We start from the raw sequence: 24,847 nt of genomic DNA on the forward strand, positions 1-24,847 counted from the left end.
GCTGACCCTCAATGTGCGACGGCTGCCGCGCCGTGTTCGTCGATCAGCCGCCCGCTCGCAAAACGTTCGAGGCTGAACGCCTCGGCCAGCGGATGCGGCCGGTCGTGCGCGATCGTGTGCGCGAACACGTGGCCGGATCCCGGCGTGGCCTTGAAGCCGCCCGTCCCCCAGCCGCAGTTGAAGTACAGGCCTTGCACGGCGGTCTTGCCGATGATCGGGCAGGCATCGGGCGACACGTCGACGATGCCGCCCCACTGGCGGTTCATGCGCACGCGCGAGAACTGCGGGAACAGCTCGATCACCGCCGCGGCCGTGTGGTCGATCACGTGCGGGCTGCCGCGCTGGCCATAGCCGAGGTAGCTGTCGATGCCGGCGCCGATCACCAGCTCGCCCTTGTCCGACTGGCTCAGGTAGCCGTGCACCGCGTTCGACATGATCACCGTGTCGATCACGCGCTGCATCGATTCCGACACGAAGGCCTGCAGCGGATGGCTCTGCAGCGGCAGCCGGATGCCCGCCATGCGCGCCAGCATCGACGAATGCCCCGAGGCGACACAGCCCACGCGATCGGCCTTCACCGCGCCCAGCGTCGTCTGCAGCCCCTTGATGCGGCCACCCTCGACCTCCAGGCCCGTCACTTCGCAGCCTTCGATCAGGTGCACGCCGAGCCGGCTCGCGGCGCGTGCAAAGCCGCGCGCCACCGCATCGTGGTGCGCCACGCCGGCGCGCGGCTGCCAGCTGGCGCCCAGCACCGGGTAGCGGCGGCTGCGGCTCGCGTCGAGCTGCGGGATCCTGTGCTTCACCTCGGCGGCCGTCAGCACCTGTGCGTCGATGCCTTGCAGGTTGTTGGCGTTGACGCGGCGCTCGATGTCGCGCATGTCCTGCAGCGTGTGGCCCAGGTTGAATACGCCGCGCTGGCTGAACATCACGTTGAAATTCAGCTCGGCAGACAGGCGTTCCCACAGTTTCAGCGCGTGCTCGTACAGCAGTGCCGCTTCGTCCCACAGGTAATTGGAGCGCACGATCGTCGTATTGCGCGCGGTATTGCCGCCGCCGAGCCAGCCCTTCTCGAGCACCGCGATGCGGCCGACGCGATGCGCCTTCGCCAGGTAGTAGGCGGTGGCCAGCCCATGCCCGCCGCCGCCGACGATCACCACGTCATAACTCGGCGCCAGCGTGGCCCGCTTCCACGCCGGTTCCCACGTGCGATGCTGCCGAAGGCCATGCTTCAACAGGCTCCACAGTGAGTAGTTCTGGCCGGACATTGGCTGCTCTGCTTGGGGTGTGAACGAGTGGATTCATTGTTCGGCGCGCGCTCGCCCAGGCCTTGCATGAGGGGGACCTGGACTTGTCCGAATGCGACATCGCGGCGGCCGGCGAGCGCCGCCGCCCGCGGCGCGGGCGCGACTTGTCTTGCCGCGACGCCGCCTTGTCCGCGGCCGCCGGCGCACGACACGGCGCGCGCGCTTTCGCGTTCAATGCACGCCCCAATCATCCGAAGCCGAAGGAGCGCCAACGATGTTCAACCTGAAATCAATCGCCTGGCTCGGTCTTGCGCAGCTGCTGCTGGCGCCGCTGTCGCAGGCGCAGATCCTGGTCGGACAGACGGCGGCCTTCAATGGCCCCGACAGCGCCTATGTGCGCGAGGCGCGCACCGGCGCCACGCTGTACTTCGACGCCGTCAACGAGCAGGGCGGCGTGCACGGCCAGAAGATCGAGCTGGTGTCGATCGACGACGGCGACGACCCGCAGCGCGCCGCGCACAACGTGCGGGCCTTGATGGCCGGGTGGAACACGCTGGCGCTGTTCATGTCGCACGGCACCTCGACCAGCCAGGCCGCGGCCGCCGTGTTGCCGGCGTACCGCGCGCCGCTGGTCGGCCCGTCGTCGGGCGCGCAGAGCCTGCGCCAGCCGGTGCACCCTTATGTCTTCAACGTGCGCGCGAGCTACCGGCGCGAGGTGCAGCAGGCGGTGCAGGCGATGCAGCGGCTGGGCCTGGAGCGGCTGGCCGTGGTGCAGGTGGGCAATGCCTTCGGCGACGACGCGGCGGTGGGCGTGGTCGATGCGGTGCCGGCGGTGCGGCCGGTGCTGAGCGAGACATTCGACCCCGAGCGCCCCGACTTCGACGCCATCGGCGCGCGGGTGGCGAAGTCGAATGCGCAGCTCGTGCTCTTCATCGCCGACAGCGCCGCGGTGGCCGCCGGCGTGCGCGCGCTGCGCGACGCCGGCTCACGGGCCCAGGTGATCACGCTGTCGAACAACGCGTCGCCGGCCTTCATCCAGCGGCTGGGGCCGCTGGCGCGCGGCGTCATCGTCACCCAGGTCTTTCCGTACGAGCGCTCGATGGTGTCGCCGCTGGTCAAGCGCGCGATGGACGTCGGCCGCACGCGCGGCATCCACGAGCTGACGCAGCCGCTGATGGAAGGCTTCGCCGCGGCGCAGGTGCTGGTGGAAGGGCTGCGGCGCGCGGGGCCGAAACCGACGCGCGAGAAGCTGGTGACGGCGCTGAATGGGATCGCGCGCCTGAACATCGGCGGCGTGATGATCGACTACAGCCCGACCGACCATACGGGCACGACGTATGCGGACATGGCGGTGATTTCGGAGCTGGGGCGGTTTCAGCGCTGAGCGGCCGGCGCCTGTTGATGGGTGTCGGGACCGGCGCCACTCCTCGTCGTGCGAGGCCACGATCAACGCGCCCTCGAAGCCTTGCAGCGCCTCCTGCAGCCCCGTGGTATCCAGATCGAGGTGATTCGTCGGCTCATGGTTGGCGATCAACAGTCCTGCGTAGAAGCGAGGCGACCGTTCAAGACTGAACTGAGACAGTCGCCCCCGGGGCTTCGATCGACCGCTGCCGGCCAGCAGGGGTCGCTCGCCGCTGTCTGCTTCCGGACTTCGCTCACGAGGAGCCGTGGCGCGATCCACGGCTGTTGCAATATGCCAAGCAAGCCAAAGCCACCGCCGGCGCCAAGCCCACCGCTCGACGACCCGCAGCAATCAAAGCAGTTCGAAGACGCGGCGCGCGAGTTAGAAGCGGATGGGAATGAAAGTGCGTTTCACCGCGCTCTAGACGCCGTAGTCCCGCCCGCGAATAGGAAGGATCGCAAGTCATAAGGGCGGCAATTCTCCTGTGGCTACGGCCTGCTCAATCCAATTCAGAGCCTGAGAGGATGGTCTATCACTCAGTAGCTCAAACTGGGCCACTCTGGCGTAGTAGCGCTCCAAAACTGGCCCCGTCACATGCCAACCACGTCGGATTCGCGAGGCGATGTTTGTTCCGCTGGTTTTTCGTAGGTTGTCGCCAAGTAGCGCACGCAAAGAGCCGCGCAGTCTGGTTTCCCCCTTTTCGTCGATAGGAAACTTTGCGGCGTCCCGCTCGACATGTTTGGCCCATTCCCAAGCATATATGTCTGCCATCTCGAATAGCCTCGAATCTGCTGCATCCAAGATCGCATATGAGCGCATTCCGTATAGCTGTTGAGCCATACCTCGATGGGACCGAATGTGGTTGGTGAAGGCCGCGGAGTCGCCCTGATCCCCGTCACCGAACTCGAAGAAGTATGCAATGTCAGCGTTGCGGGTCAAGCTGCGCATGGCAGCCATAGCAAGATGGCAGCACACCGCATACGGAGTCCTTAGGCCGCCCAAGATCACTTTGGAGTCTGTATCGGCTGCTGCTGGCGCCAATGCTGCGAGCTCGGCCGCAGTCACCGAAACGGCAACACCGAACGAAGCCCAGCGATTGATGATCGGGACCGAGGCCTCAATGTGCGCTTTGGTCTTTGTGCTCGACCAGCCCTTGAAGTCGCCTTGTGGTGGGTTTGCGCTGAGGTCGGTCATGTGACATTGCGTCTCACCCCAGACGCGCTTCCAATCTCGTGTAGCCTTTTTGGCGGCAACAGACCCAAACGCGAACCCGGCCACGCAGAAACTTCCACCGTCCCTCTTGCTGGCATCGAAGTAGGCTTCAAGCACGACTGCGTAACCTCCGTCCCACGGCATCACGCGGTCTAGTAGCCAGCAGAAGTGCAGAAGAGTCCGCCTCATCAACCAGATCGGGGTCGCAAGGAGCAATCACAGCCTACTCCTTGGGTACGCAAAGTACAATATGCTCAAACTTTAGCGGTCATCATTTAAGGGGCGCACCGATGACTCCAGTCCAGGACACGAAGCGATTCAACATCTACCTCTACGGCAGCATCGTAGTGGCTGTGTGGTTCGCGGTCGTCGCCTCCAACGCGCACCTGGCGTTTCCGGACCCGGTAGTAGCCCTTAGAGGTCTCACCCTCGGCGGAGCGGTCGCGTACCTCCTGTCCATCGCAATGGATCGTTGGCTGTGGCGACTGCCTCTCTTGCAAAGAATCAATGGCGTTCCGGACATCTCTGGCCGATGGGAGGGCTGGTTCTGGAATACCCTCGGGCAACAGTGGCTTCCAAATGCCCAGGAAATTACACAACACTCATGGCGCGTCTCGTTCCATTCGTGGGGTCCTGTTAACGAGTCGTCAACCATCAGTGCTGCGCTTTTAACAGATGGAACCGGGAAGATAAAGCTCGCATCTGTATATTCGACAGAGGTCATTTCCGGCGCTTCCGAGCCACACATGGGAGCCTCTCACCTGTCGCTGTCTAGTATGGGTCAAGTGACTCGCCTTTTTGGAACGTATTGGACAAACCGGCGACGTGACGATGGAACGAGGGGGCAGTACGGATACATAAGGCTGATGCGTACCGACAAGAAGGCACTCGGCGGCCTCAGTTTCGATGAAAAGAACTGGGCAATGCCGAAGCCGATCGAGCCGCCCGAACCAATGCGCAGCTAGCTGGCGCGTTTTCATAAGACGGCGATGGCGTCTAAGCTCTCAGGCACGGGACGTCTCGCGGCAAGCCGCCCTTACCTCGAACGTTGAGCGTCTGCTTGATGGCGCCGCATTTGGTCGCGGGTATGACCGCAACGGGTCGAAAGCGGAAGTTGGCGGGCATCGGCTGAAGGACCCCAACCGCTGCAAACGGGCCCTTCGGCTCTTGCGGGATCGCCTTCCTAGGGAAGACCCTATCAACACGCTTGGTGAGCCATCAACACCACGTTCGCAAGCCTGGCCTTGCGCCACAAGGAAGGCAGAGGCATACAGTACTTGCCTACCGGGGGTAGATCATGGCGATCGAGAACGCGCAGCGGCATCTTCACCTCAAGCGCGCAAGTGCGCGGGCCCAGCGGCTTGACCTTGAACAACGCGTCTTGCGCGCGCTGGCCGAAGCGCTGAAGGCGAGGTTCGGCAGCACGTTCGCGCAGCAGTTGCAGCATCAGCAGCGAATTCAGCTGCAGCAAGTCAGGCACCCCCTGCAGCTGTTCGACGAACTCTCCGTGAACTGGCCGAAGGCCCTGCGGGACTACCTGCTGGAGAACTGGCAGGCCTTTGCCGACGTGCAGCAGCAACAACAGCAACAGCAACAGGAGCAGCAGCAGCAACAACAGCAGCAGCAGCAGGAGGAGGAGGAAGAAGAGGAGGAGCTGCGAAGCCACCGACAGCGCCGGCATGAGCATGGGCACCAGCGTCAGCAGCAACAGGAGCAACAACAGCAACCGCAGCAACGGCAGCAACCGCGGCAACTGCAGCGGCAGGAGCCCCAAGCGCCGCGGGAAAGTGAATCGGAATTGGCGCGAATCGCTCTCGAAAGGATTCTGAATCGAGAGCTCGAGCTCTCGAGAATGCTAGTTCAAGCGAACGACGACGTGGAAGCGCTTGCCGCAGACGTCGAGTCCAAGTCGGAACCTGTGCGCCAATCGGATCAGCCGGCAGTCCTCGAAGAACACCTTCAATTCTCCCTGTGGAGCCCCCACGCTGTCGCAGTCGGTCAAACGTTTGTGCTCGACTTTTGGGTGCATACGGCGTCACAGGCTACAAAGGTGCAGGCCCTCATGAATCGCATGGGGCAATCGGCAGTCGGCAAGCCTTGCGACAGCGTGACATCGCGTGCGGCAGCGCTGACAGTTCGCTTGCTGTGTCCGGCGCTCGTGATCGAGCAGGACTTGCAACTGCTGACCTGGACCGGGACGGAGAACTCGGCGTCGTTCACCTGCCGAGCCGATTCCGGTTCATGGGGGGGCACCGTGCAAGGCTACTTCGACGTACGCGCAGGCGGCCTCAGCTTGAGCCGACTTCCCTTTGAACTGAAACTCACGGCAGGGCCGCAATTGCAGCAGCAGCAGCAAGTGCCGTGGCAGCAGCAGCAACAACAACAGCAGCAGTTTCAAAAGATGTCGTGGACGAGCTTCGCACGCGGAACGGCTTTCGCTTCTTACTCCAGCGAAGACCGAATCGATGTGCTGCGCTGCACAGAGGGTCTAAAGAAGGGGGCTCCGTTCATGGATGTATATCTCGATATTGTCAAGCTCCGGTCCGGCGACGACTGGGAACGCACCTTGATGGCCTACATCCGGACAAGCGACGTCTTCTATCTCTTTTGGTCTCCTTCCGCAGCCAAGTCGAATTGGGTCGATCGCGAGTGGCGGTACGCGTACCAAGAGCGTGGTCTCGACTTCATCGATCCGTTCCCGTTGGAAGACCCTCGGCTCGTTCCTCCGCCCACGGAACTGGAAAGACTCCATTTCAATAGCGCATATCTCAGCCACATCAATGCAGAGAAGTACATCAAGGAACGTATGCGCGCGATTCCCCAAACTGGTCACTGAGGGACCCAACCGTACAACGGCAACTCAGGGCCGATTGCGTCGGGCGCGGTCGGTCGGCAGTGATCTGGTCGTCGGGGCCGAGCACCCGAGGGTCGCAAGCAGGCCACCCGGCCCACCAACCGTTTCACCCCCGCGCCGCACGTCATCGACCACGCCCCCCGCGCCCTCAACCCGCCCCCACCACCACCCCATGCGGATCAATGACGAACTTCTTCGCCACCCCCGCATCGAATTCCGCATACCCCTGCGGCGCGTCATCCAGCGAAATCACCTGCACCCCCACCGTCTTCGCAATCGCGATGCGGTCCCACAGGATGGCCTGCATCAGCGCGCGGTTGTACTTCATCACCGGCGTCTGACCGGTGAAGAAGCTGTGCGATTTGGCCCAGCCGAGGCCGAGGCGGATGCTCAATGCGCCGCGCTTCGCCGCCGAATCTTCCGCCCCCGGATCGTCGGTCACGTACAGCCCCGGAATGCCGATCTTGCCCGCCGCGCGCGTCACTTCCATCAGCGAGTTCAGCACCGTGGCCGGCGCTTCGTGCTGCGCGCCTTCGTGGCCATGGCCGCGCGCTTCGAAGCCCACTGCGTCGACGGCGCAATCGACCTCAGGCGTGCCGAGGATCTGCGCGATCTGCTCGGCGAGCGTGGCATCGAGCGAGAGGTTCACGGTCTGGAAGCCGACCTGGCGTGCATGCTCCAGCCGCTTTGCATTGACGTCGCCGACGATGATCACCGCGGCGCCCAGCAGTTGTGCCGATGCCGCGGCCGCCAGGCCCACCGGCCCGGCGCCGGCCACGTAGACCGTGCTGCCCGGCCCCACGCCCGCGCTCACCGCGCCGTGGTAGCCGGTGGGCAGGATGTCGGACAGGCAGGTCAAGTCGCGGATCTTCTCCATCGCCTGCGCCCGATCGGGAAACTTCAGCAGGTTGAAGTCGGCGTACGGCACCGTCACGTATTCGGCCTGGCCGCCGATCCAGCCGCCCATGTCCACGTAGCCGTAGGCGCCGCCGGCGCGCGCGGGGTTCACCGTCAGGCACACGCCGGTGTGCTGCTCCTTGCAGCTGCGGCAGCGGCCGCAGGCCACGTTGAAGGGCACCGAGACGATGTCGCCCTTCTTCAATGACTCCACGTCGCGCCCGAGCTCCAGCACCTCGCCGGTGATCTCGTGGCCGAGGATCAGCCCGGCCGGCGCCGTGGTGCGGCCGCGCACCATGTGCTGGTCGGAGCCGCAGATGTTGGTGGTGATCACCTTCAGGATCACGCCATGCTCGATGCGCCGCCCGCGCGGATCGGCCAGCGTGGGGAACGGGATGCCCTGCACCTCGACGACGTTCTGCCTGATGTAGGCCACGCCCCGGTTGTCGCTGCTCATGCCTTCTCTCCTTCGTTCAGCATTCGATGAGGTTCACGGCGCGCCGAGCAGCGCCTTGCGCACGGCGGCCAGTCCGTCCTCGCCGCCGAAGCTGCGCACGCCGCGCAGCCACGTCGCCAGCACCTCGGGGTTCTTGCGCAGCCAGTCGCGCGCGGCCTGCACGGGGCTCGTCTTCTCGACGATCGCGGCCATCACCTGGTTCTCGATGTCCGTCGTGAACTGCAGGTTGGCGAGCAGCGCACCGACATTCGGGCAGCGCCGCCCGTAGCCGGCCTGCACGGCGGTGTAGATGCTGGACTCGCCGAAATTCGGGCCGAACACCGCATCGCCGCCTTCCAGGTAGCGGATGCGGAACTGCACGTTCATCGGGTGCGGTTCCCAGCCGAGGAAGACGATGGGCCGGCGGTCTTTCACGGCACGCTGCACCTCGGTGAGCATGCCGCTCTCGGACGACTCCATGCGCCTGAAGTTCGCCACGCCGAATTCGTTCTTCTCGATCATTCGCTGGATCAGCGCATTGCTGCCGGTGCCCGGCTCGATGCCGAAGATGCGGCCATCGAGCGCCTTCTCGAAGCGATGGATGTCGGCAAACCTTTTCAGGCCCTGGGCGTGCAGGTAGTCCGGCACCGCCAGCGTGGCCTTCGCGCCGGTCAGGTTGGGCTGCTCCAGCACCTGGATCTGCCCGGCTTTCACGAAGGGCTCGATGCGCGGGCTCATCACCGGCTTCCAGTAGCCGAGAAAGGCGTCGACGTTGCGCGCCGCCATGCCGGCGAAGGCCACGCGCACCGAGGCGTAGGTGATGCTCGGCCGGTAGTCCAGGCCCTCCAGCACCACGGCGGCCAGGCCGGTGGTGGCGGCGTTGTCGCTCCAGCCGACGTCGACCAGCCGCACGTCGCGGCAGGCCGGTGGGTCCTGCAGCGGCGCGGCGGCGGCGCCGCAGGCCAGCAGCGCGAGCGCCCACGGGGTTGTGCTGGCAAGGGACACGGTGGCACTCCGGCAATGGCTTCAAACGCCCGATTGGAGACACAAGCGCCCGCCCGCTCAGGTCGTTTTTCGACATGCCCCAGCACGCACCCGACATCGGGGGTAATCCCCGGTGCAGTCAGCGCGCCGAAAGTCGCGGCAGTCCAAATCCTGGTCGCGGCACGAACAGGGCGGTGGGGGTCCTGCCGGATAAATTTCCGCTGCCACCGAAGGAATCATTGGGATATGCCGCACGCATCGGTCATCGAAGTCGAATGCCGCAACGTCTGGAAGGTGTTCGGCCAGCGCCACCGCGAAGCGCTGGAAGCCGCGCGCAGCCGCGGGCTCGACCGCAGCGAGGTGCAGCGCCAGTACGACTGCACGCTGGCCATCGCCGATGTGAACCTGCAGGTGATGAAGGGCGAGATCTTCTGCATCATCGGCCTGTCGGGCAGCGGCAAGTCCACGCTGGTGCGCCACGTCAACCGCCTGATCGAGCCCAGCGCCGGCGAGATCCGCGTCGGCGGGCAGGACATCGGCAAGCTCAACCAGAAGGCGCTGCGCCAGCTGCGCGCGCGCTCGATCGGCATGGTGTTCCAGAACATGGCGCTGCTGCCGCACCGCACGGTGCGCGACAACGTGGCGCTGGGCCTGGAGCTGCGCGGCATGCCGCGCGACCAGCGCTACGAGATGGCCGAGGAGAAGCTGCGCATGGTCAACCTCGAAGCCTGGGCCGACCACATGCCCTACGAGCTGTCCGGCGGCATGCAGCAGCGCGTGGGCCTGGCGCGGGCGCTGGCGGCCGACCCCTCGGTGCTGCTGATGGACGAGCCTTTCTCGGCGCTCGACCCGCTGATCCGCCGCCAGCTGCAGGAGCAGTTCATCGAGCTCTCGGCGCAGATGCACAAGACCACGCTGTTCATCACCCACGACATCGACGAGGCGATCCGCATCGGCCACCGCATCGCGATCATGCGCGACGGTGTCATCGTGCAGACCGGCAGCGCCGAGCAGGTGGTGGGCCATCCGGCGGACGACTACGTCGCCCGGTTCGTACAAGGGATCTCGCTCGCCGCCGTGAAGGCCAAGGGAGCGCTGTCGTGAACGCGCCCAGCGAGCGCGGGCTGATCAACAGCGTCAGCACCAAGCTGCGGCTGGAGCACGTGCGCCACTTCAGCGGGCTGAGTGCGCCGCACTACCTGGCGGTGTTCGAGCGCCTGGCCGGTGCGCAGCGTTCGCGCGTCAAGCTCAGTTGGGCGGCGCTGCTGGGCGGGCCGTACTGGGCCGCCGCACGCGGCCTCTGGGGGCTGTTCTGGCTGTCGCTGGTGCTCGACACGGTGGGCGCCTGCTGGGCCTTCAGCGAGTGGCGGTCGACGGCGCCGGCCGAGGGCATTCTGGTGCTCGCCTTCGGCCGGCTGCTCGTCGGCTTTGCCGGCAACTGGGCCTATTGGCAGGCCTTCTGCACGTGGCGGGTCGGGTCGAAGTCGAGCCATCGCTTCGACGCCTGGCGGCTGCTGCTGGCGGCGGGCATGGCGCTGCCGGCCTTCGCGCTGATCGTGCTGCAGACGGCGGGTTATCCGCTGCCCGAGCTGGTGCGCAGCTTCCCCGTGGCGCGCACGATCAGCATCGCCACGCAGAACGGCATCAACCAGACGGTGCACTGGCTCACGGTGAGCTGCGGGCCGTTCTTCGATGCGATCACGCTGGCCGTGCGCGGCGTGCTCGATGCGATCGAGCGGGTGCTGCTGGCGATGCCCTGGCCCGCGCAGGTGCTGGTGCTGCTGCTGCTCGCCTGGCGCGCCGGCGGCGTGCGCGCGCTGCTGTTCGCGGCCGGCATCCTGGCCTACCTGGGTCTCTTCGGTTTCTGGGAGAAGGCGATCTCGACGATGTCGCTGGTGGCCGCGGCGGTGCTGATCTGCGTGCTGTTCGGCGTGCCGCTGGGCATCCTGTGCGCCAAGTACCGCATGCTGAACCGCATCGCCAATCCGGTGATGGACTTCATGCAGACGATGCCGAGCTTCGTCTACCTGCTGCCGGCGATCGCCTTCTTCTCGATCGGCAAGCCGCCGGCCGTGCTGGCGACGGTGGTGTTCGCGATGCCGCCGGTCATCAAGCTCACCGCGCTGGGCATCCAGGGCGTGCCGCGCGACGTGAAGGAGGCGATGCTCGCCTTCGGCGCGAGCCCGCTGCAATTGCTCGTCAAGGCGGAGCTGCCGATGGCCATCGACTCGATCATGACCGGCATCAACCAGAGCATCATGATGAGCCTGTCGATGGTCGTCATCTCGGCGCTGATCGGCGCGGGCGGCCTCGGTTTCGACGTGCTGTCTGCACTGCAGCAGATGGAGAACGGTGCGGGCCTGCTGGCAGGCCTGGCGATCGTGCTGTGCGCGATGTTGCTGGACCGCCTGGTCCAGGGACGCAACGGCGCCGGCGATAAACACAAGGGGAAGGAGTGAGGCGTTTTCGGCGCGGGCTGGCCACCCGCGTCGAAGGCGTGCTCGTGGTGCTGGAAATCCAACTTTGGAGTACGCAGTGAAACGGTTTCAACACGCCCTCATGGCCGCCTGGGCAGCGGCTTTCCTCGGCGCTAGCGCCACGGCCATGGCCAAGGAAACCATCGTCATCGGCGACGTCAGCTGGGAGGCATCGCATGCCGTCAGCAACGTGCTGAAGGTGATCATCGAAAGCCGGCTCGGTGCCGACGTCAAGATCATCCCCGCCGACCAGGCGGCGATCTTCGCGGCGATGGACAAGGGCGACGGCAGCATCGACGTGCATCCCGAGCTGTGGCTGCCGGCGCAGGCCGATCGCCATGCCAAGTTCGTCGCCGCGGGCTCGAAGGAGACGGTGCTGGTCAACGACAAGCCCTACACCGGCAGCGACGGTCTGTTCGTGCCCGGCTTCGTGCAGGACAAGTACGGCGTCAAATCGGTGCAGCAGCTCGCCGACCCGAAGATCGCCAAGCTGTTCGACACCGACGGTTCGGGCAAGGGCTCGTACTGGCCCGGCGCACCGGGCTGGAACGGCACCAACATCGAGCTGATGCGCGCCAAGGGCTACGGCTACGACAAGACGATGAAGCCCTTCATCGTTTCCGACGCGGTGATGCGCGCCGAGCTGGCCAAGGCGGTGTCGGCGCAGAAGCCCTTCGTGCTGTACTTCTGGGAGCCCGAGGGCCTGTTCAAGAAGTTCGACCTGCGCAAGCTGGAGCAGCCGGCGCACAACGAGAGCTGCCACAAGATGGTGCAGCCGCAGGAGGCGCCCGATTGGCAGGACAAGGCCAGGATCGCCTGCGCATCACCGGCCAGCACGATTCACGTGGCCTATTCCAAGTCGCTGCACAAGCGCGCGCCCAAGGTCGCGCAGTTCCTCAAGCAGGTCAGCTTCGACGTGCCGACGATGAACGAATGGATCCTGCGGATCACCGACAAGACCGACCCGGCGGCGCTGGCCAAGGAATGGGTGGCGGCCAACCCGGACAAGGTCAATGCCTGGCTGGCGGGGGTGAAGTAGTCAACGGCGCTGCGCGCACTGGTCCGGCGCGGCGCCTCTGCGGCGTCGCGATCAGGCGGCTTCTGCGTGCAGGCGGACACCCAGTGCCCGGGCGACCTTGAGCACGGTGGCGAAGCTAGGGTTTCCGTTTTCGCTGAGCGCCTTGTAGAGGCTCTCGCGGCTGAGTCCCGCATCGCGAGCCACCTGCGACATTCCTTTTGCGCGCGCGATGTCGCCAAGCGCTCGAGCGATGCCTGCGGCGTCGTCGGGGGCCTCCGCAAGCCAGGCATCGAGATAGGCCGCCATCTCTTCTGGCGTGCGCAGCTGCTCGGCGACGTCGTAGGGAACGGTCTTGGTCTTCGCGGCTGATTTCTTGAGCGACCCCTTGGGCATGACGAACTACTCCTGCAAATTCCGGGCAAGCGCGATGGCTCGCTTGATGTCCTGTTGCTGGCTCGACTTGTCGCCGCCGGCGAGCAGAACGATGAGCTCACCACCTCGCTCGGTGTAGTAGACGCGGTAGCCGGGACCGAAGTCGACCTTCAACTCCGACACACCATCCGTGAGATTGCGGTACTGGCCAGGGTTCCCGTGAACAAGTCGATCGACACGAACCTGGATGCGCGCGCGACCGGCCTGATCCTTGAGAGCATTGATCCAATCACGATAGACCGCTGTCACCTGCACGCGCATCGCTACATCGTATCCCATGGGATACACATGTCAAGCGTCAAGCGTCAAGCATCGAGCGGATGTTGAGGCCGGCGTTCGGTCTGAATCGCGTCTCTTACGCCCACGCCCGGCAGCGTCACCTTCGCCACCCGATCCCCGCTGGGCGCCAGCTTGAAGCGCGTGCGGTACGCGCGCGAGAAGTACGACGCCGACTCGAATCCGCAGGCCACGCTGACCTCGACGATGCTCATCTGCGTCTGCTGCAGCAGGCGCCGCGCCTGGTCGAGCCGCAGCCGCAGGTAGAAGTTCGACGGCGTGTCGCCCAGGTGCAGCTTGAACAGCCGCTCGAGCTGCCGCCGCGTCACGCACACCGTGCTCGCCAGCTCGTCCACCGACATCGGCGCCTCGGTGTGCTGCTCCATGATGTTCAGCACCTGCGTGATCTTCTTGTTGCACACGCCGTAGCGCATGCCGATCTGCATGCGCTGGTGGTCCGAGCGCTGGCGGATGCGGCCCTGCACGAACTGCTCGCTCACCTGCACCGCCAGCTCGCTGCCGTGCTTGCGCGCGATCAGGTCCAGCATCATGTCGATCGACGCGGTGCCGCCGGCGCAGGTGATGCGCCGGTCGCTGATCTCGAACAGCTCCTGCGTGACGACGGGGCCGGGATAACACTCGATGAACGCGGGGATCGCCTCCCAGTGCATCGTGATGCGCTCGCGCTTGAGCAGGCCCGCGGCGGCCAGGTTGAAGCAGCCGCTGTCGATGGCGCCCAGCGTGGCGCGCCGCTGGTCCAGCCACTGCAGCCAGGCCGAGAGCTCGGTGGTGTGCTCGTCCAGCGGGCTGAAGCCGGCGACCACGAACACGCAGGACGCGTCGGTCACTTCGGCGATGGCGTGGTCGGCCATCAGCGCGATGCCGTCGCTCGCCGCCACCGGCCCGCCGTTCACGCTGAGGATGTGCCAGCGATACGAGTTCGGGCGAAAGCGGTTGGCCACGCGCAGCGGCTCGAGCGCCGAGACGAATCCCAGCATCGAGAACTTCGGCAGCAGCAGGAAGTGAACGTCTTCCGCGGCATCCGTCGGGCGAAGGTTCATGCGCGAATCCTCGGTGGCGGTCTCGGCCGCAGCAATCCCCGGGGCCCGGGGCCGGGAAGACGCCAGGCGCGGGCGTCGCGGCAAGGCAATCTTGTGTCGCCGGAAGGCGCGGGGTCCAGGGGGCAAGTGGCTATCGTTTTCACGTAGACCGCGGCACGACAACCCCGCCCGAAGGAGCCCTGTGAACAACGAAGTGATCGTGACCTGCGCCGTCACCGGTGCCGGCGACACGGTGGGCAAACACCCCGCCATCCCCGTCACCCCGCGCCAGATCGCCGATGCCGCGATCGAGGCCGCGAAGGCCGGCGCCACCGTCGTGCACTGCCATGTGCGCGACCCGCACACCGGAAAAGGCAGCCGCGACCCGGCGCTGTACCGCGCGCTGGTCGACCACATCCGCTCGTCGGGTGTCGACGTGATCATCAATCTCACCGCCGGCATGGGCGGCGACCTGCAGGTCGGCGCGGGCGAGTCGCCGCTGGCCTTCGGCGAGGGCACCGACCTGGTCGGCGGCCTGACCCGGCTGCTGCACGTGGAGGAGCTGCGCCCCGAGATCTGCACGCTCGACTGCGGCACGCTGAACTTCGGCGACGGCGATTTCATCTACGTCTCCACGCCCAACCAGCTGCGTGCCGGCGCCCAGCGCATCCGCGAGCTCGGCGTGAAGCCCGAGCTCGAGGTGTTCGACACCGGCCACCTGTGGTTCGCCAAGCAGCTGCTGGCCGAAGGCCTGCTCGACGCGCCGCCGCTGTTCCAGCTGTGCCTGGGCATCCCGTGGGGCGCGCCGGCCGACACGACAACGATGAAGGCGATGGTCGACAGCCTGCCGCCGGGCGCGATCTGGGCCGGCTTCGGCATCGGCCGCATGCAGATGCCGATGGTGGCGCAGGCGGTGCTGCTGGGCGGCCATGTGCGGGTGGGCCTGGAGGACAACCTGTGGCTCGACCGCGGCGTGCCGGCGAGCAACGGCGCGCTGGTCGAGCGCGCGATCGAGCTGATCACGCGCATGGGGGCGCGGCCGCTGACGCCGGCCGAAGGGCGCGCCAAGCTCGGCCTGGCCAAGCGGGGTTGAGCGCGCGATGGACTTCATCACTTCGATCAAGACTTTCGCGGCGGTCGGCACCGGCGTGATCGGCGGCGGCTGGGTGGCGCGCGCGCTGGCCAACGGGCTCGACGTCATCGCCTGCGATCCGGCAGCGGGCGCCGAGCGGTCGCTGCGCGAGACGGTGGACAACGCCTGGCCGGCGCTGGTGAAGCTCGGGCTGGCACCCGGTGCATCGCCGTCGCGGCTGCGCTTCGTCGACAGCATCGAGGCCTGTGTCGCCGAGGCCGACTTCATCCAGGAGAGCGCGCCCGAGCGCGAGGACCTGAAGCTGCAGCTGCACGCGCAGATCAGCGCCGCGGCCCGGCCCGATGCGCTCATCGCGTCGTCGACGTCCGGGCTGCTGCCGTCGCACTTCCATGCCGATGCCCGGCACCCCGAGCGTTGCCTGGTCGGGCATCCGTTCAACCCGGTCTACCTGCTGCCGCTGGTCGAGCTGGTCGGCGGCAAGAACACCGCGCCCGCGGCGTTGGCCGCCGCCGCGCAGGTCTACAGCGCGCTCGGCATGCGCCCGCTGCTGGTGCGCAAGGAGGTGCCCGGCTTCATCGCCGATCGCCTGCTCGAAGCGCTGTGGCGCGAGGCGCTGCACCTGGTCAACGACGGCGTCGCCAGCACCGGCGAGATCGACGATGCGATCCGCTTCGGCGCCGGCATCCGCTGGTCGTTCATGGGCAGCTTCCTGACCTACACGCTGGCCGGCGGCGAGCTGGGCATGCGGCACTTCATGTCGCAGTTCGGGCCGGCGCTGAAGCTGCCGTGGACGCAGCTGGTCGCGCCGGAGCTGACCGAGGCGCTGATCGATCGGGTGGTCGACGGCACGGCCGCGCAGCAGGGGGCGCGATCGATCCGCGCGCTGGAGCGCTATCGGGACGATTGCATCCTGGGGGTGCTGGCGGCGGTGCGGGAGGCGAAGGCGCGGCATGGTTTCAACGTCGAGGACTGAGGTGCAAGCCGAGTGGGTCGACTACAACGGCCACTTGCGCGATGCCTATTACGCGCTGGTCTTCAGCCACGCGGTCGACGCGCTGATGGACCAGATCGGCCTCGATGCCGCCGGCCGCGCGCGGCATCGCAGCAGCCTCTACACGGTGGAGACGCAGATCCGCTACCTGCGCGAAGTGCGCGAGGGCCAGGCGCTGCGTGTCGAGACGCGGCGCATGACCCACGATGCGAAGCGCCTGCGTCTGCAGCAGACGATGTTCGTCGAGGACGGTGCGGAACCCGTCGCGACGGCCGAGCAGCTGCTGCTGCATGTCGACACCGACGGCCCGCGCGCCGCGCCGTTTCCCGAGCCCGTGCTCGAACGCATCCGGGAGCTGCCATGAGAGACCTGCAGGGCCCGCACGGGGTGATCACACCCTACGAGGGCAATCCGCACCGCGATTGGGATTCCGACGCGACCATTCCCGCGCCGCTGCGCGTCCACCAGACCCCGGTCAAGCCCGAATGGGTGGACTACAACAAGCACATGAGCGAGTCGTGTTACCTGCTCGTCTTCGGCGACAACTCCGATGCCTTCTTCCGTTATGTCGGCATCGACGAGGCCTACCGCGCGAGCGGACTATCGTTCTACACCGTCGAGACGCACATCCATTACCTGCGCGAGGCGATGGAAGGCGAGCCGCTGCGGCTGAGCTACCAGCTGCTGGACCTGGACCGCAAGCGCGCCCATGTGTTCCAGGCGATGCATCACGGCGGCAGCGGCGCGCTGCTGGCCACCGCCGAGCAGCTGCTGGTGCATGTGGACCTGCACACCGGCCGCTCGGCACCGCTGCCGGGCGAGCTCTACGAACGCCTGCTCGCGATCCGCGCCGCGCACGCGCTGCTGCCGACGCCCGAGCAGGCCGGCCACACCATCGGCATCCGCCGCCCCAGGGACACGCCATGAACTTCGCCCTCGGCGACGAGCAGCAGATGATCGTCGACACCGTTCGCCGCTTCGTCGAGCACGAGCTGATGCCGCATGAAGCGCTGGTCGAGCGGCTCGACGAGGTGCCGCCCGAGCTGGCGCGCGAGATCCAGGCCAAGGCCATCGCCGCCGGCCTCTACGCCGCCAACATGCCCGAGCCGCTGGGCGGCGGCGGGCTCGACCACCTGGCGATGACGCTGATGGAGCGCGAGCTCGGCCGCACCTCGTTTGCGCTGCAGATGCTGGTGGCGCGGCCCAGCAACATTCTGCAGGCCTGTAACCCGGCGCAGGCCGCCGTGTACCTGCTGCCGGCGATCCGCGGCGAGCGCCACGACTGCCTGGCGATGACCGAGCCCAACGCCGGCTCCGACGTGCGTGCGATGCAGACCCGGGCCGTGCGCGACGGCGAGCACTACGTCATCAGCGGCAGCAAGCACTTCATCAGCCATGCCGACAGCGCCGACTTCGTGATCCTGTTCGCCGCCACCGGCAGCGAAGAGACGCCGCGCGGCACGAAGAAGCTGATCACCGCCTTCCTGGTCGACAAGGACACGCCCGGCCTCACGGTGCGGCGCGGTTCGGCTTGCGTGTCGCACCGCGGCTACCACCAGTGCGAGCTGTTCTTCGACCACTGCCGCGTGCCGCTGGCGCAGCGGCTCGGCGAGGAGGGGCAAGGCTTCGCGTTGATGGGGCAATGGCTGGGCGCGAGCCGGCTCACGGTGGCGGCCACCAGCGTCGGCCGGGCGCGGCGTGTGCTGGAGATGACGACGGAGTGGGCGGCCACGCGCAGGCAGTTCGGCCAGCCGATCGGGCAGTTCCAGGGCACCGGCTTCAAGCTCGCCGACATGGCGACCGAGCTCGAGGCCGCGGAGCTGCTGACCTTGCAGGCCGCGTGGAAGCTCGACCAGGGCCGCATGACCGACCCCGACGCCGCGATGGCCAAGCTCTTCGCCACCGAGGCCCTGGCGCGCATCACCGACCACGCGGTGCAGATCTACGGCGGCATGGGGCTGATGAGCGAGCTGCCGATCGAGCGCTTCTGGCGCGACGCGCGGGTCGAGCGCATCTGGGACGGCACCAGCGAGATCCAGCGGCACATCATTTCGCGTGCGCTGCTGCGCTCGCATGGCGCATGAATCCGCTGCAACGCGAGAACCTGCACCGGCTGCTGAAGCCGCGCCACGTCGCGGTGTTCGGCGGCCGGCCCGCGGCGGAGGTGGTGCGCCAATGCCGGCGCATCGGCTTTGCCGGCGAGATCTGGCCGGTGCATCCGCGGCACGTCGACGTCGAAGGGCTGCGCTGCTTTCGTTCGGTGGCGGACTTGCCGCAAGCACCCGACGCGAGCTTCATCGCCTTGCCGCGCGAGTCGAGCATCGAGGTCGTCGCCGCGCTCGCCGCGCGCGGTGCCGGCGGGGCCGTGTGTTATGCCTCGGGCTTCGCCGAGGTCGGCGCCGAAGGGGCGGTGCTGCAGGCCCGGCTGGTGAGTGCGGCGCAGCCGATGGCGCTGATCGGCCCCAACTGCTACGGCGTGCTGAACCTGCTCGACGGTGCCGCCCTGTGGCCCGACCAGCATGGCGCACGGCGGGTCGAGCGCGGCGTTGCGATCGTCGCGCAAAGCGGCAACATCGGCATCAATGTGACGATGCAGCGGCGCGGCCTGCCGATCGCCTACCTGATCACGCTCGGCAACCAGGCCGGCACGGGGCTCGCCGACGCGATCGACGGTCTGCTCGACGATCCCCGCGTGACCGCGATCGGCCTGCACATCGAAGGCCTGGGCGATGCCGCCGCGTTCTCGCGTGTCGCACTGCGTGCGCTGGAGCGTGGCGTGCCGCTGGTGGCGCTGAAGTGCGGCGGCTCGGCGGTGGGCGCACAGATCGCGCTCAGCCACACCAGCTCGCTGGCCGGCGCGGATGCCTTGTGCGACGCGTTCTTCAGGCGCTTCGGCATCGCCCGTGTGCACGAGCCGGTGGCGCTGGTCGAGACGCTGAAGCTGCTGCATGTGCATGGCGCGCTGCCGGGCCGGCGCATCGCGTCGGCCAGTTGCTCCGGCGGCGAGGCCGCGCTGGTGGCCGACCTCGCCGAGCCGCGTGGCCTGCAGATGCCTGCCTTGCCGGCAGCGCCGCGCGAGCGCCTGCAGGCGCTGCTAGGCGACAAAGTGAACGTCACCAACCCGCTCGACTATCACACCTACATCTGGGGTGATCTGGCCGCGCAGACCGACTGCTTCGCGGCGCTGATGGACTGTCGCTTCGACCTGCATCTGCTGCTGCTCGACCTGCCGCGGGCCGACCGCTGCAGCGCCGGCGACTGGCAGACGGCGCTGGATGCGTTCATTGCCGCGCAGCAGCGCACCGGCGCGGCGTCGGCGGTGGTCAGCTCGCTGCCCGAAGGGTTGCCGGAGCCCATCGCCGAGCGGCTGGTGAGTCTGGGCATCGCGCCACTGCAAGGCGAGGCCGATGCGCTCGACGCGGTGGCCGCGTCGGCCGCGATCGGGGAGGGTCGCCGCCGGCGCGGCGAGCTGCTGCCGATCGACCCACCCCCGTCGATCGGCGCTGACGCGCAACTGCTCGACGAGTGGGCCAGCAAGCAGGCGCTCGCGCGCTTCGGCGTGCCGATTCCGCGCGGCGAAGCGGTCGCGGCTGAAGAGGCGCTCGCCTGCGCCGAGGCCATCGGCTATCCGGTGGTGATCAAGGCGGTGTCGCCGGCGCTCGCCCACAAGACCGAAGCGGGTGCGGTGTGCCTGAACCTGCAGGATGCTGGCGCGGTGCGCGAGGCGGTCGAACGCTTGAGCGCTCTGTCCAAACGCCTGCTCGTCGAAACCATGCAGCGGGGCGCGGTCGCCGAGCTGATCGTCGGCGTGAACCACGACCCGCAGTTCGGCCTGGCGCTGACCCTCGGCGCGGGCGGCGTGCTGGTCGAGCTGCTGAAGGACAGCGCCACGCTGCTGCTGCCGGCGACGCGCGAACACATCCGCCGGGCGCTGATGTCGCTGCGAATCTGGCCGCTGCTCGTGGGCTACCGCGGGCGCGCCGTGGGTGACATCGATGCCACGCTCAATGCCATCGAAGCCGTCATTTCGTTCGCGCAGCACCACGCCCATCGCCTGCACGAGCTCGACGTCAATCCGCTGCTGGTGCTGCCGCAGGGGCGCGGTGTGGTTGCCGTCGACGCGCTGATTCGCTTGTCCAGGGAACCATGACTGTCCACACCACTGTCGACAACGGCATCCTGACGATCACGCTCGACCGTCCCAAGGCCAATGCGATCGACGTGCCGACCAGCCGCGCGCTGCATGCCGCTTTCGCGCGGCTGCACGACGACGCATCGTTGCGCGTGGCCGTCGTCACCGCGGCCGGCGAACGTTTTTTCTCGGCCGGCTGGGACCTGAACGGCGCGGTCAACGGTGAGGCCATCGACGCCGACCACGGCCCCGGCGGTTTCGCCGGGCTGACCGAATTCTTCGCGCTCGACAAGCCGGTGATCGCCGCGGTGAACGGCCTGGCGATCGGCGGCGGCTTCGAGCTCGCGCTGGCGGCCGACCTGATCGTCGCGGCCGAACATGCCGAGTTCGCCTTGCCTGAAGTGCTGCGCGGCATGGTGGCCGATTCGGGCGGCGTGCTGCGCCTGCCGCGACGGCTGCCGCGCGCGATCGCGATGGAATTGCTGCTGACCGGCCGTCGCCTCGGCGCGGCCGAAGCGCTCGCGCATGGGCTCGTCAACCAGGTCGTCGATGGCAGCCAGCTGCTCGATGCGGCGATGTCGACGGCACGCGCGATCGTCGCGGCCGCGCCGCTGGCCGTGCGGGCGATCAAGGAGGTGATGCGCGCGACCGAAGAGCAGGACCTGGCAGCCGCGTACCGGACGATGCGCAGCGGCTCGCCCGCCTATCGCGAGATGCTGGTCTCGCAAGACGCGCAGGAAGGCCCACGCGCGTTCGTCGAGAAGCGTGCTCCGGTCTGGCGCGGCCGCTGACCACTCAAGCGGCGTTGTCCGCAAACCACCACGCAGGCCAGCGCTGCACCAGCGACGCCATCAGCTCGTAACCGAGCGCGCCGGGATGACAGCCGTCGCTGGCGGCGACATCGCCGCGCCAGCGTTGGTTGCTCATCAGCGTGCGCACGATGGGGAGGTAGGGCAGCTGCAACTGCTGTGCGCTGGCTTCGTAGCGCCGGCACAGCGCGACGATGCGCTCGTCCTGTTCCGGCTCGTTCACCGGACTCGGGCCGACGACGAGCACGGCGTGGCGCTGGCGCGCCGCCACCACCATCGCCTGCAGGTTGGCCACGCTCTCGTCGTAGCCCACACGCAAGGCACCGTCCTGCAGCGTCATGTCGTTGGCACCGAAGGAGAACAGCACGTGGGTCGCGCACGGTACGGTGAAGCGGACGGCACACTCGGCTTCCCAGCGCTGGCGCACATCGCGGCTGGTGTCGCCCCGTACGCCCAGGTTGAAGCACGTCACGTCGATGCCGCGGACGCGCGCCGCTTCGCACACCCGTCCCACCCAACCGCGGCACTGCGGGTCGGCGGTGCCCTGCGTCATCGAATCGCCGAAGAAGCAGATGCGGTGATCCGCGGTCGGAGGGGTGTCCATGGGTCAGAACGAGTGCGTGATGCCGAGGTCCATGCCGGTGACCCCGCGGCGGCCGTTGTCATCGACGAAGGCCCAGCGCACGCGTGCGACATCGGTGAACACGCTGGTGCGCTTGGACAGGTTGTACAGGTAGCCGGCGCTGATCATCGTCGACGGCCCGGAGTATCCGGTGCCGGCGTTGGCGAAGGTCGCGCCCACATAGTTGAAGTAGCTCGTCGAGCCCTGGAAGTCCTTGCCCCAGCCGGCGCGCACGCTGCCCAGCCCGATGCTGTAGCTGGCATTGATCGCCGCAGCGCTGCGCTTGGTGGTCGGGTTCGACGCGCCGGCCCAGTTGGTCCACGCGGGGCCATAAACCGCGCCCGCCGGATTCAGCTTGCCGTGGCTGTACCAGGCGCCGAGCCCGAGCTTGTCGAGCTGATAGGCACCGCCCAGGTAGTAGACCTTGTCCTTCTGGCTGTTCTGTTCGGCGACTGCAAAGAGGTTCAGCGACCCCTGGTCGTACTTCAGGATGCCGCCGAAGTTGCGCGTTAGGTCGCCTTGGCGTTTTTCGATCGCGCCGGCCAGGTGAACGCGGAAGCCGCCCAGCGTCGGCGAGTCGTAGAACACGCCGTTGTTGATGCGCGCATAGTCGCCGCCGAGCCCGCCGCCCGGTCCCTGGCCGGCCATCGGGTCCGACAGGTAGTCGGGCGCGAGCAGCCACCATTGCTGCGACGCGACGCGGTTGAAGCCGTACCACGGGTCCGGAGTCCACGTGTGGGCCCACAGCGGCGTCAGCGCCCGCCCGAAGCGGATCGCGCCGAAGCTGCCCTTCAAGCCGACCGTCGATTCGCCTTTCCAGAACGGGCGGATCGTGTCGCCGGCTTCGACGGTGCCGGTGTCCAGGTCGAAGCGGTGGCTGAGCCGGAAGGTGGCCGCCAGGCCGCCGCCCAGGTCCTCGGTGCCGGAGAACACGAGGCTGCTGCGCTCGATCGTGCTGAGCTGCGTCGGCCCGCCCGTCTTGTGGATGACGCCCAGGCTCAGGTAGCCGCTGACGTTCACGCTCGACTGGGCCCAGGCGGCCCCGGTCGCGAGGCTCAGCGCCATCGCGGTGGCCGCATGCAGCGGCAGTTGTCTCGGTCTCATCGGTCCCCCTCCTACGGGTTGGTGGTGCTCGCCTTCATCGTAGGAAGGGGGCCGTGTGTGGCCTCGTACTGAAGCGACACAAACTGGAGATGGGGCGACGAGCGGCGGCTAAAGGGGTCGATCTGCTGGCACTGCGTGTCGCCACCCCGGGACTCGATTCACCTTCACGAACGGGCCGTGGGGCTGGGCCGCCAGGCGCTTTACCAAGTTCTGCGAAAATGTCGAGCTTTTTGACAGTGAGCGAGCCCCAGGTCGAATCAACCGCGCCAAGCCTTGCTCGGCGCGAATCTTGCCCTCGTCGGTGGCTGGCTGCACGGACCGGATGAACGCTTCCTCGCTTGCGGAGATTCGCCGACTTCGGTAAAAACACGTCGGATTTCTGGGGATAACGCTGTGGGGAATCAGTTGACAGAGGTTCGACCGTGAGCGCTTGGCGCTCTCATGAAGAGCGCGAAGCCATGGTCGCCCGTTGTCCGGACCGTGATTTGCCTGGCAGCCCCGTGCCTCAGTGCCATCCGGAGATCCCCATGACTGAAGTCGACACAGCACTGCAGACGAATCTTGAGGAATTCAGGCGTCGCCTCGGAGGTCTGCTCAAAAGCTCCCCAGGCCAATACGCGATCTTCGCGGGTGGTGACCTGGTCAAGGTGTTGGCGACATACGAGGCCGCACTGACGTACGGCTACGAGCACTACTCTGACGAGCAGCATTACCTGTTGCAGAAGATCGCGCCCATCCCCGAGCAGCTCGACTTCCATGTCGCATGCCGGGGCAGCTAGCGTTCAAAATCGTCGGTGATCGACCTCTCGTCAGCGTTGAGGTCAAACCAAGTCTTCCGCGGCAGGAATACCTGAACCGCAGCACGCTACCTATCCCGTCGGACACCGTGCCGTTCCTCATCGACACCGGCTCGCCGTACTGCGTGATCGACGAGAGCGTGATCGCGACTTGGCGCTTACGGATGAACAACCCCGTGACGATTCAAACTGGACTTCAGCAGGTCGTGAATCGGTGGCACTTTGACCTGTCGCTTCGCCTGCATGTCCATCCAAGCAGCGACAGTTGGCTGCATGGAAGCGAATCGGTGATGTCAGTACCCGCTGGACACTTCGCGCCCGAAGGACACAAGGGCATCATCGGTATGAGCATCCTCTGCAAGGGGAGGCTCACCTTCGACGGGCACACCGGAGTCGTGACGCTGGATTGGTAGCGCCGGTCGGGTCGGTCGCTTTGGGCGCTTCGCCAGCAGGAACATCGGCGGACAACACCGCCGCCGAATCTTCAATGCCCCGGGGGCGAGCAACCACCGCCGGGCCTTCAGTCAAATCCTCTCGTGCACCTATGGCATGGACGGGCGCTGGTTCCGGCACTACGCGACTACGCGAACACCTTGTTGAAGTCGATCGTCATGCCGCTCGCCTTCATTTCCCTGGCGAGCTCCCCCTTCCATGCTCCTCGCTCGTCGAAGGCGAGATACAGCACGCCGACGTAGTCGGAAGGTAGCTCCACGTTGCCTTTGTGAAGGACGCATACCTTCTTGCGTCCGAGAGCGCCGATGAAGTAGCCGAGTTCGAGGATTACGTTCTGGCGAGCACGAGGCCGCACCTCATCCTCGTGCCCAGCGCGGTGGCCCACGTCGTCCGGGCTGAGTAGAACGATGGCGAAATCGACGTCAGGCGCGTGCGCTTCGAACTTCTCGATGGCTCTTCGTCGTTTCGTGTGGAACGGGCAACCGGCGTTCAGTGAGCGTACGCGCCTGAAGTACGCGGCATAGCCGCGGCGAACGGGGAGACCGGCAGATGCGTCAGCTTGCCCAGCCGCAGG

The 24,847-nt window shown here is 66.9% G+C and carries 25 protein-coding genes; 15 read left to right on the top strand and 10 right to left on the bottom strand.

Annotated features, from left to right (window positions below; all coding sequences use genetic code 11):
* Positions 1 to 8: 8 nt before the first annotated feature.
* Positions 9 to 1,265, bottom strand: coding sequence for a sarcosine oxidase subunit beta family protein (locus HLB44_RS35485; RefSeq protein WP_173135249.1), 1,257 nt, complete (start codon positions 1,263 to 1,265; stop codon positions 9 to 11).
* A gap of 253 nt (positions 1,266 to 1,518) precedes the next feature.
* On the opposite strand from HLB44_RS35485, the gene HLB44_RS35490 reads away from it, so the two are divergent.
* Complete coding sequence (locus HLB44_RS35490) at positions 1,519 to 2,628, top strand: ABC transporter substrate-binding protein (protein ID WP_173135252.1); 1,110 nt, start codon at positions 1,519 to 1,521, stop codon at positions 2,626 to 2,628.
* Positions 2,629 to 3,108: 480 nt separating this feature from the next.
* Here HLB44_RS35490 and HLB44_RS35495 read toward each other — a convergent pair whose 3' ends face one another.
* On the bottom strand, positions 3,109 to 3,840 hold the full coding sequence (locus HLB44_RS35495) for a hypothetical protein (RefSeq protein ID WP_173135255.1): 732 nt from the start codon (positions 3,838 to 3,840) through the stop codon (positions 3,109 to 3,111).
* Positions 3,841 to 4,148: 308 nt separating this feature from the next.
* On the opposite strand from HLB44_RS35495, the gene HLB44_RS35500 reads away from it, so the two are divergent.
* Both HLB44_RS35500 and HLB44_RS35505 read left to right on the top strand, forming a co-directional pair.
* A complete protein-coding gene (locus HLB44_RS35500; protein WP_173135258.1) occupies positions 4,149 to 4,823 on the top strand; it encodes a hypothetical protein in 675 nt (224 codons plus the stop codon).
* Between the two features lie 332 nt (positions 4,824 to 5,155).
* Entirely contained in the window at positions 5,156 to 6,694 is a 1,539-nt protein-coding gene (locus HLB44_RS35505) for a toll/interleukin-1 receptor domain-containing protein (RefSeq protein ID WP_173135261.1), read from the top strand.
* A 166-nt stretch (positions 6,695 to 6,860) separates the two neighbouring features.
* Here HLB44_RS35505 and fdhA read toward each other — a convergent pair whose 3' ends face one another.
* Both fdhA and choX read right to left on the bottom strand, forming a co-directional pair.
* Positions 6,861 to 8,066, bottom strand: a complete 1,206-nt coding sequence (gene fdhA, locus HLB44_RS35510) for a formaldehyde dehydrogenase, glutathione-independent (protein WP_173135264.1) — start codon at positions 8,064 to 8,066, stop codon at positions 6,861 to 6,863.
* A 33-nt stretch (positions 8,067 to 8,099) separates the two neighbouring features.
* A complete protein-coding gene (gene choX / locus HLB44_RS35515) occupies positions 8,100 to 9,050 on the bottom strand; it encodes a choline ABC transporter substrate-binding protein (protein WP_343051776.1) in 951 nt (316 codons plus the stop codon).
* Positions 9,051 to 9,275: 225 nt separating this feature from the next.
* On the opposite strand from choX, the gene HLB44_RS35520 reads away from it, so the two are divergent.
* From HLB44_RS35520 to HLB44_RS35530, 3 genes are all read left to right on the top strand, one after another.
* Complete coding sequence (locus HLB44_RS35520; protein ID WP_173135267.1) at positions 9,276 to 10,133, top strand: quaternary amine ABC transporter ATP-binding protein; 858 nt, start codon at positions 9,276 to 9,278, stop codon at positions 10,131 to 10,133.
* Positions 10,130 to 11,488, top strand: a complete 1,359-nt coding sequence (locus tag HLB44_RS38290) for an ABC transporter permease subunit (RefSeq protein WP_173135270.1) — start codon at positions 10,130 to 10,132, stop codon at positions 11,486 to 11,488. Before HLB44_RS35520 ends, HLB44_RS38290 begins: the two co-directional genes overlap by 4 nt.
* A 76-nt stretch (positions 11,489 to 11,564) precedes the next feature.
* Positions 11,565 to 12,545, top strand: a complete 981-nt coding sequence (locus tag HLB44_RS35530; RefSeq protein WP_173135274.1) for a glycine betaine ABC transporter substrate-binding protein — start codon at positions 11,565 to 11,567, stop codon at positions 12,543 to 12,545.
* Between the two features lie 51 nt (positions 12,546 to 12,596).
* Here HLB44_RS35530 and HLB44_RS35535 read toward each other — a convergent pair whose 3' ends face one another.
* The 3 genes from HLB44_RS35535 to HLB44_RS35545 are packed head-to-tail and all read right to left on the bottom strand — an operon-like array spanning position 12,597 to position 14,293.
* Positions 12,597 to 12,917 (bottom strand): addiction module antidote protein, encoded by a 321-nt coding sequence (locus tag HLB44_RS35535; protein ID WP_173135277.1) that lies wholly within the window; start codon positions 12,915 to 12,917, stop codon positions 12,597 to 12,599.
* 6 nt (positions 12,918 to 12,923) lie between these two features.
* Positions 12,924 to 13,235 (bottom strand): type II toxin-antitoxin system RelE/ParE family toxin, encoded by a 312-nt coding sequence (locus HLB44_RS35540; protein WP_246312663.1) that lies wholly within the window; start codon positions 13,233 to 13,235, stop codon positions 12,924 to 12,926.
* Between the two features lie 26 nt (positions 13,236 to 13,261).
* On the bottom strand, positions 13,262 to 14,293 hold the full coding sequence (locus HLB44_RS35545; RefSeq protein WP_173135280.1) for a GlxA family transcriptional regulator: 1,032 nt from the start codon (positions 14,291 to 14,293) through the stop codon (positions 13,262 to 13,264).
* 181 nt (positions 14,294 to 14,474) lie between these two features.
* Here HLB44_RS35545 and cdhC point away from each other — a divergent pair, with 181 nt between their 5' ends.
* Genes cdhC through HLB44_RS35580 form a run of 7 tightly spaced genes read left to right on the top strand, consistent with a single transcriptional unit; the run spans position 14,475 to position 21,279 of the window.
* Complete coding sequence (gene cdhC / locus HLB44_RS35550; protein ID WP_173135284.1) at positions 14,475 to 15,365, top strand: 3-dehydrocarnitine:acetyl-CoA trimethylamine transferase CdhC; 891 nt, start codon at positions 14,475 to 14,477, stop codon at positions 15,363 to 15,365.
* A gap of 7 nt (positions 15,366 to 15,372) precedes the next feature.
* Positions 15,373 to 16,338, top strand: a complete 966-nt coding sequence (locus HLB44_RS35555) for an L-carnitine dehydrogenase (RefSeq protein WP_173135287.1) — start codon at positions 15,373 to 15,375, stop codon at positions 16,336 to 16,338.
* Position 16,339: 1 nt separating this feature from the next.
* Positions 16,340 to 16,720, top strand: a complete 381-nt coding sequence (locus HLB44_RS35560) for a thioesterase family protein (protein ID WP_425500897.1) — start codon at positions 16,340 to 16,342, stop codon at positions 16,718 to 16,720.
* Positions 16,717 to 17,283 (top strand): thioesterase family protein, encoded by a 567-nt coding sequence (locus tag HLB44_RS35565; RefSeq protein ID WP_173135293.1) that lies wholly within the window; start codon positions 16,717 to 16,719, stop codon positions 17,281 to 17,283. Before HLB44_RS35560 ends, HLB44_RS35565 begins: the two co-directional genes overlap by 4 nt.
* A complete protein-coding gene (locus HLB44_RS35570; protein ID WP_173135297.1) occupies positions 17,280 to 18,440 on the top strand; it encodes an acyl-CoA dehydrogenase family protein in 1,161 nt (386 codons plus the stop codon). The genes HLB44_RS35565 and HLB44_RS35570 overlap by 4 nt, the downstream gene beginning before the upstream one ends.
* Positions 18,437 to 20,506, top strand: a complete 2,070-nt coding sequence (locus HLB44_RS35575) for an acetate--CoA ligase family protein (RefSeq protein ID WP_173135300.1) — start codon at positions 18,437 to 18,439, stop codon at positions 20,504 to 20,506. The genes HLB44_RS35570 and HLB44_RS35575 overlap by 4 nt, the downstream gene beginning before the upstream one ends.
* Positions 20,503 to 21,279: an enoyl-CoA hydratase-related protein gene (locus HLB44_RS35580; protein ID WP_173135303.1), complete on the top strand. Its 777-nt coding sequence runs from the start codon at positions 20,503 to 20,505 to the stop codon at positions 21,277 to 21,279. Before HLB44_RS35575 ends, HLB44_RS35580 begins: the two co-directional genes overlap by 4 nt.
* A gap of 4 nt (positions 21,280 to 21,283) precedes the next feature.
* Here the strand turns inward: HLB44_RS35580 and HLB44_RS35585 are convergent, their stop codons facing one another.
* Together HLB44_RS35585 and HLB44_RS35590 are read right to left on the bottom strand one after the other, a co-directional pair.
* A complete protein-coding gene (locus tag HLB44_RS35585; protein WP_173135305.1) occupies positions 21,284 to 21,901 on the bottom strand; it encodes a GDSL-type esterase/lipase family protein in 618 nt (205 codons plus the stop codon).
* Positions 21,902 to 21,904: 3 nt separating this feature from the next.
* On the bottom strand, positions 21,905 to 23,023 hold the full coding sequence (locus HLB44_RS35590) for a porin (protein WP_173135308.1): 1,119 nt from the start codon (positions 23,021 to 23,023) through the stop codon (positions 21,905 to 21,907).
* A gap of 527 nt (positions 23,024 to 23,550) precedes the next feature.
* Here HLB44_RS35590 and HLB44_RS35595 point away from each other — a divergent pair.
* Both HLB44_RS35595 and HLB44_RS35600 read left to right on the top strand, forming a co-directional pair.
* Complete coding sequence (locus HLB44_RS35595) at positions 23,551 to 23,802, top strand: hypothetical protein (RefSeq protein WP_173135312.1); 252 nt, start codon at positions 23,551 to 23,553, stop codon at positions 23,800 to 23,802.
* The gene (locus HLB44_RS35600) at positions 23,787 to 24,233 is read left to right on the top strand and encodes a pepsin/retropepsin-like aspartic protease family protein (protein ID WP_173135315.1); all 447 of its coding nucleotides are present in this window, start codon (positions 23,787 to 23,789) and stop codon (positions 24,231 to 24,233) included. The genes HLB44_RS35595 and HLB44_RS35600 overlap by 16 nt, the downstream gene beginning before the upstream one ends.
* Positions 24,234 to 24,400: 167 nt before the next feature.
* Here HLB44_RS35600 and HLB44_RS35605 read toward each other — a convergent pair.
* Positions 24,401 to 24,847 (bottom strand): TIR domain-containing protein (locus HLB44_RS35605; protein WP_217283941.1); only part of this gene is annotated, 447 nt, incomplete at its 5' end.

This window comes from Pseudaquabacterium terrae (assembly GCF_013266755.1).
In the GTDB taxonomy this organism is placed as follows: Bacteria; Pseudomonadota; Gammaproteobacteria; order Burkholderiales; family Burkholderiaceae_C; genus Pseudaquabacterium; species Pseudaquabacterium terrae.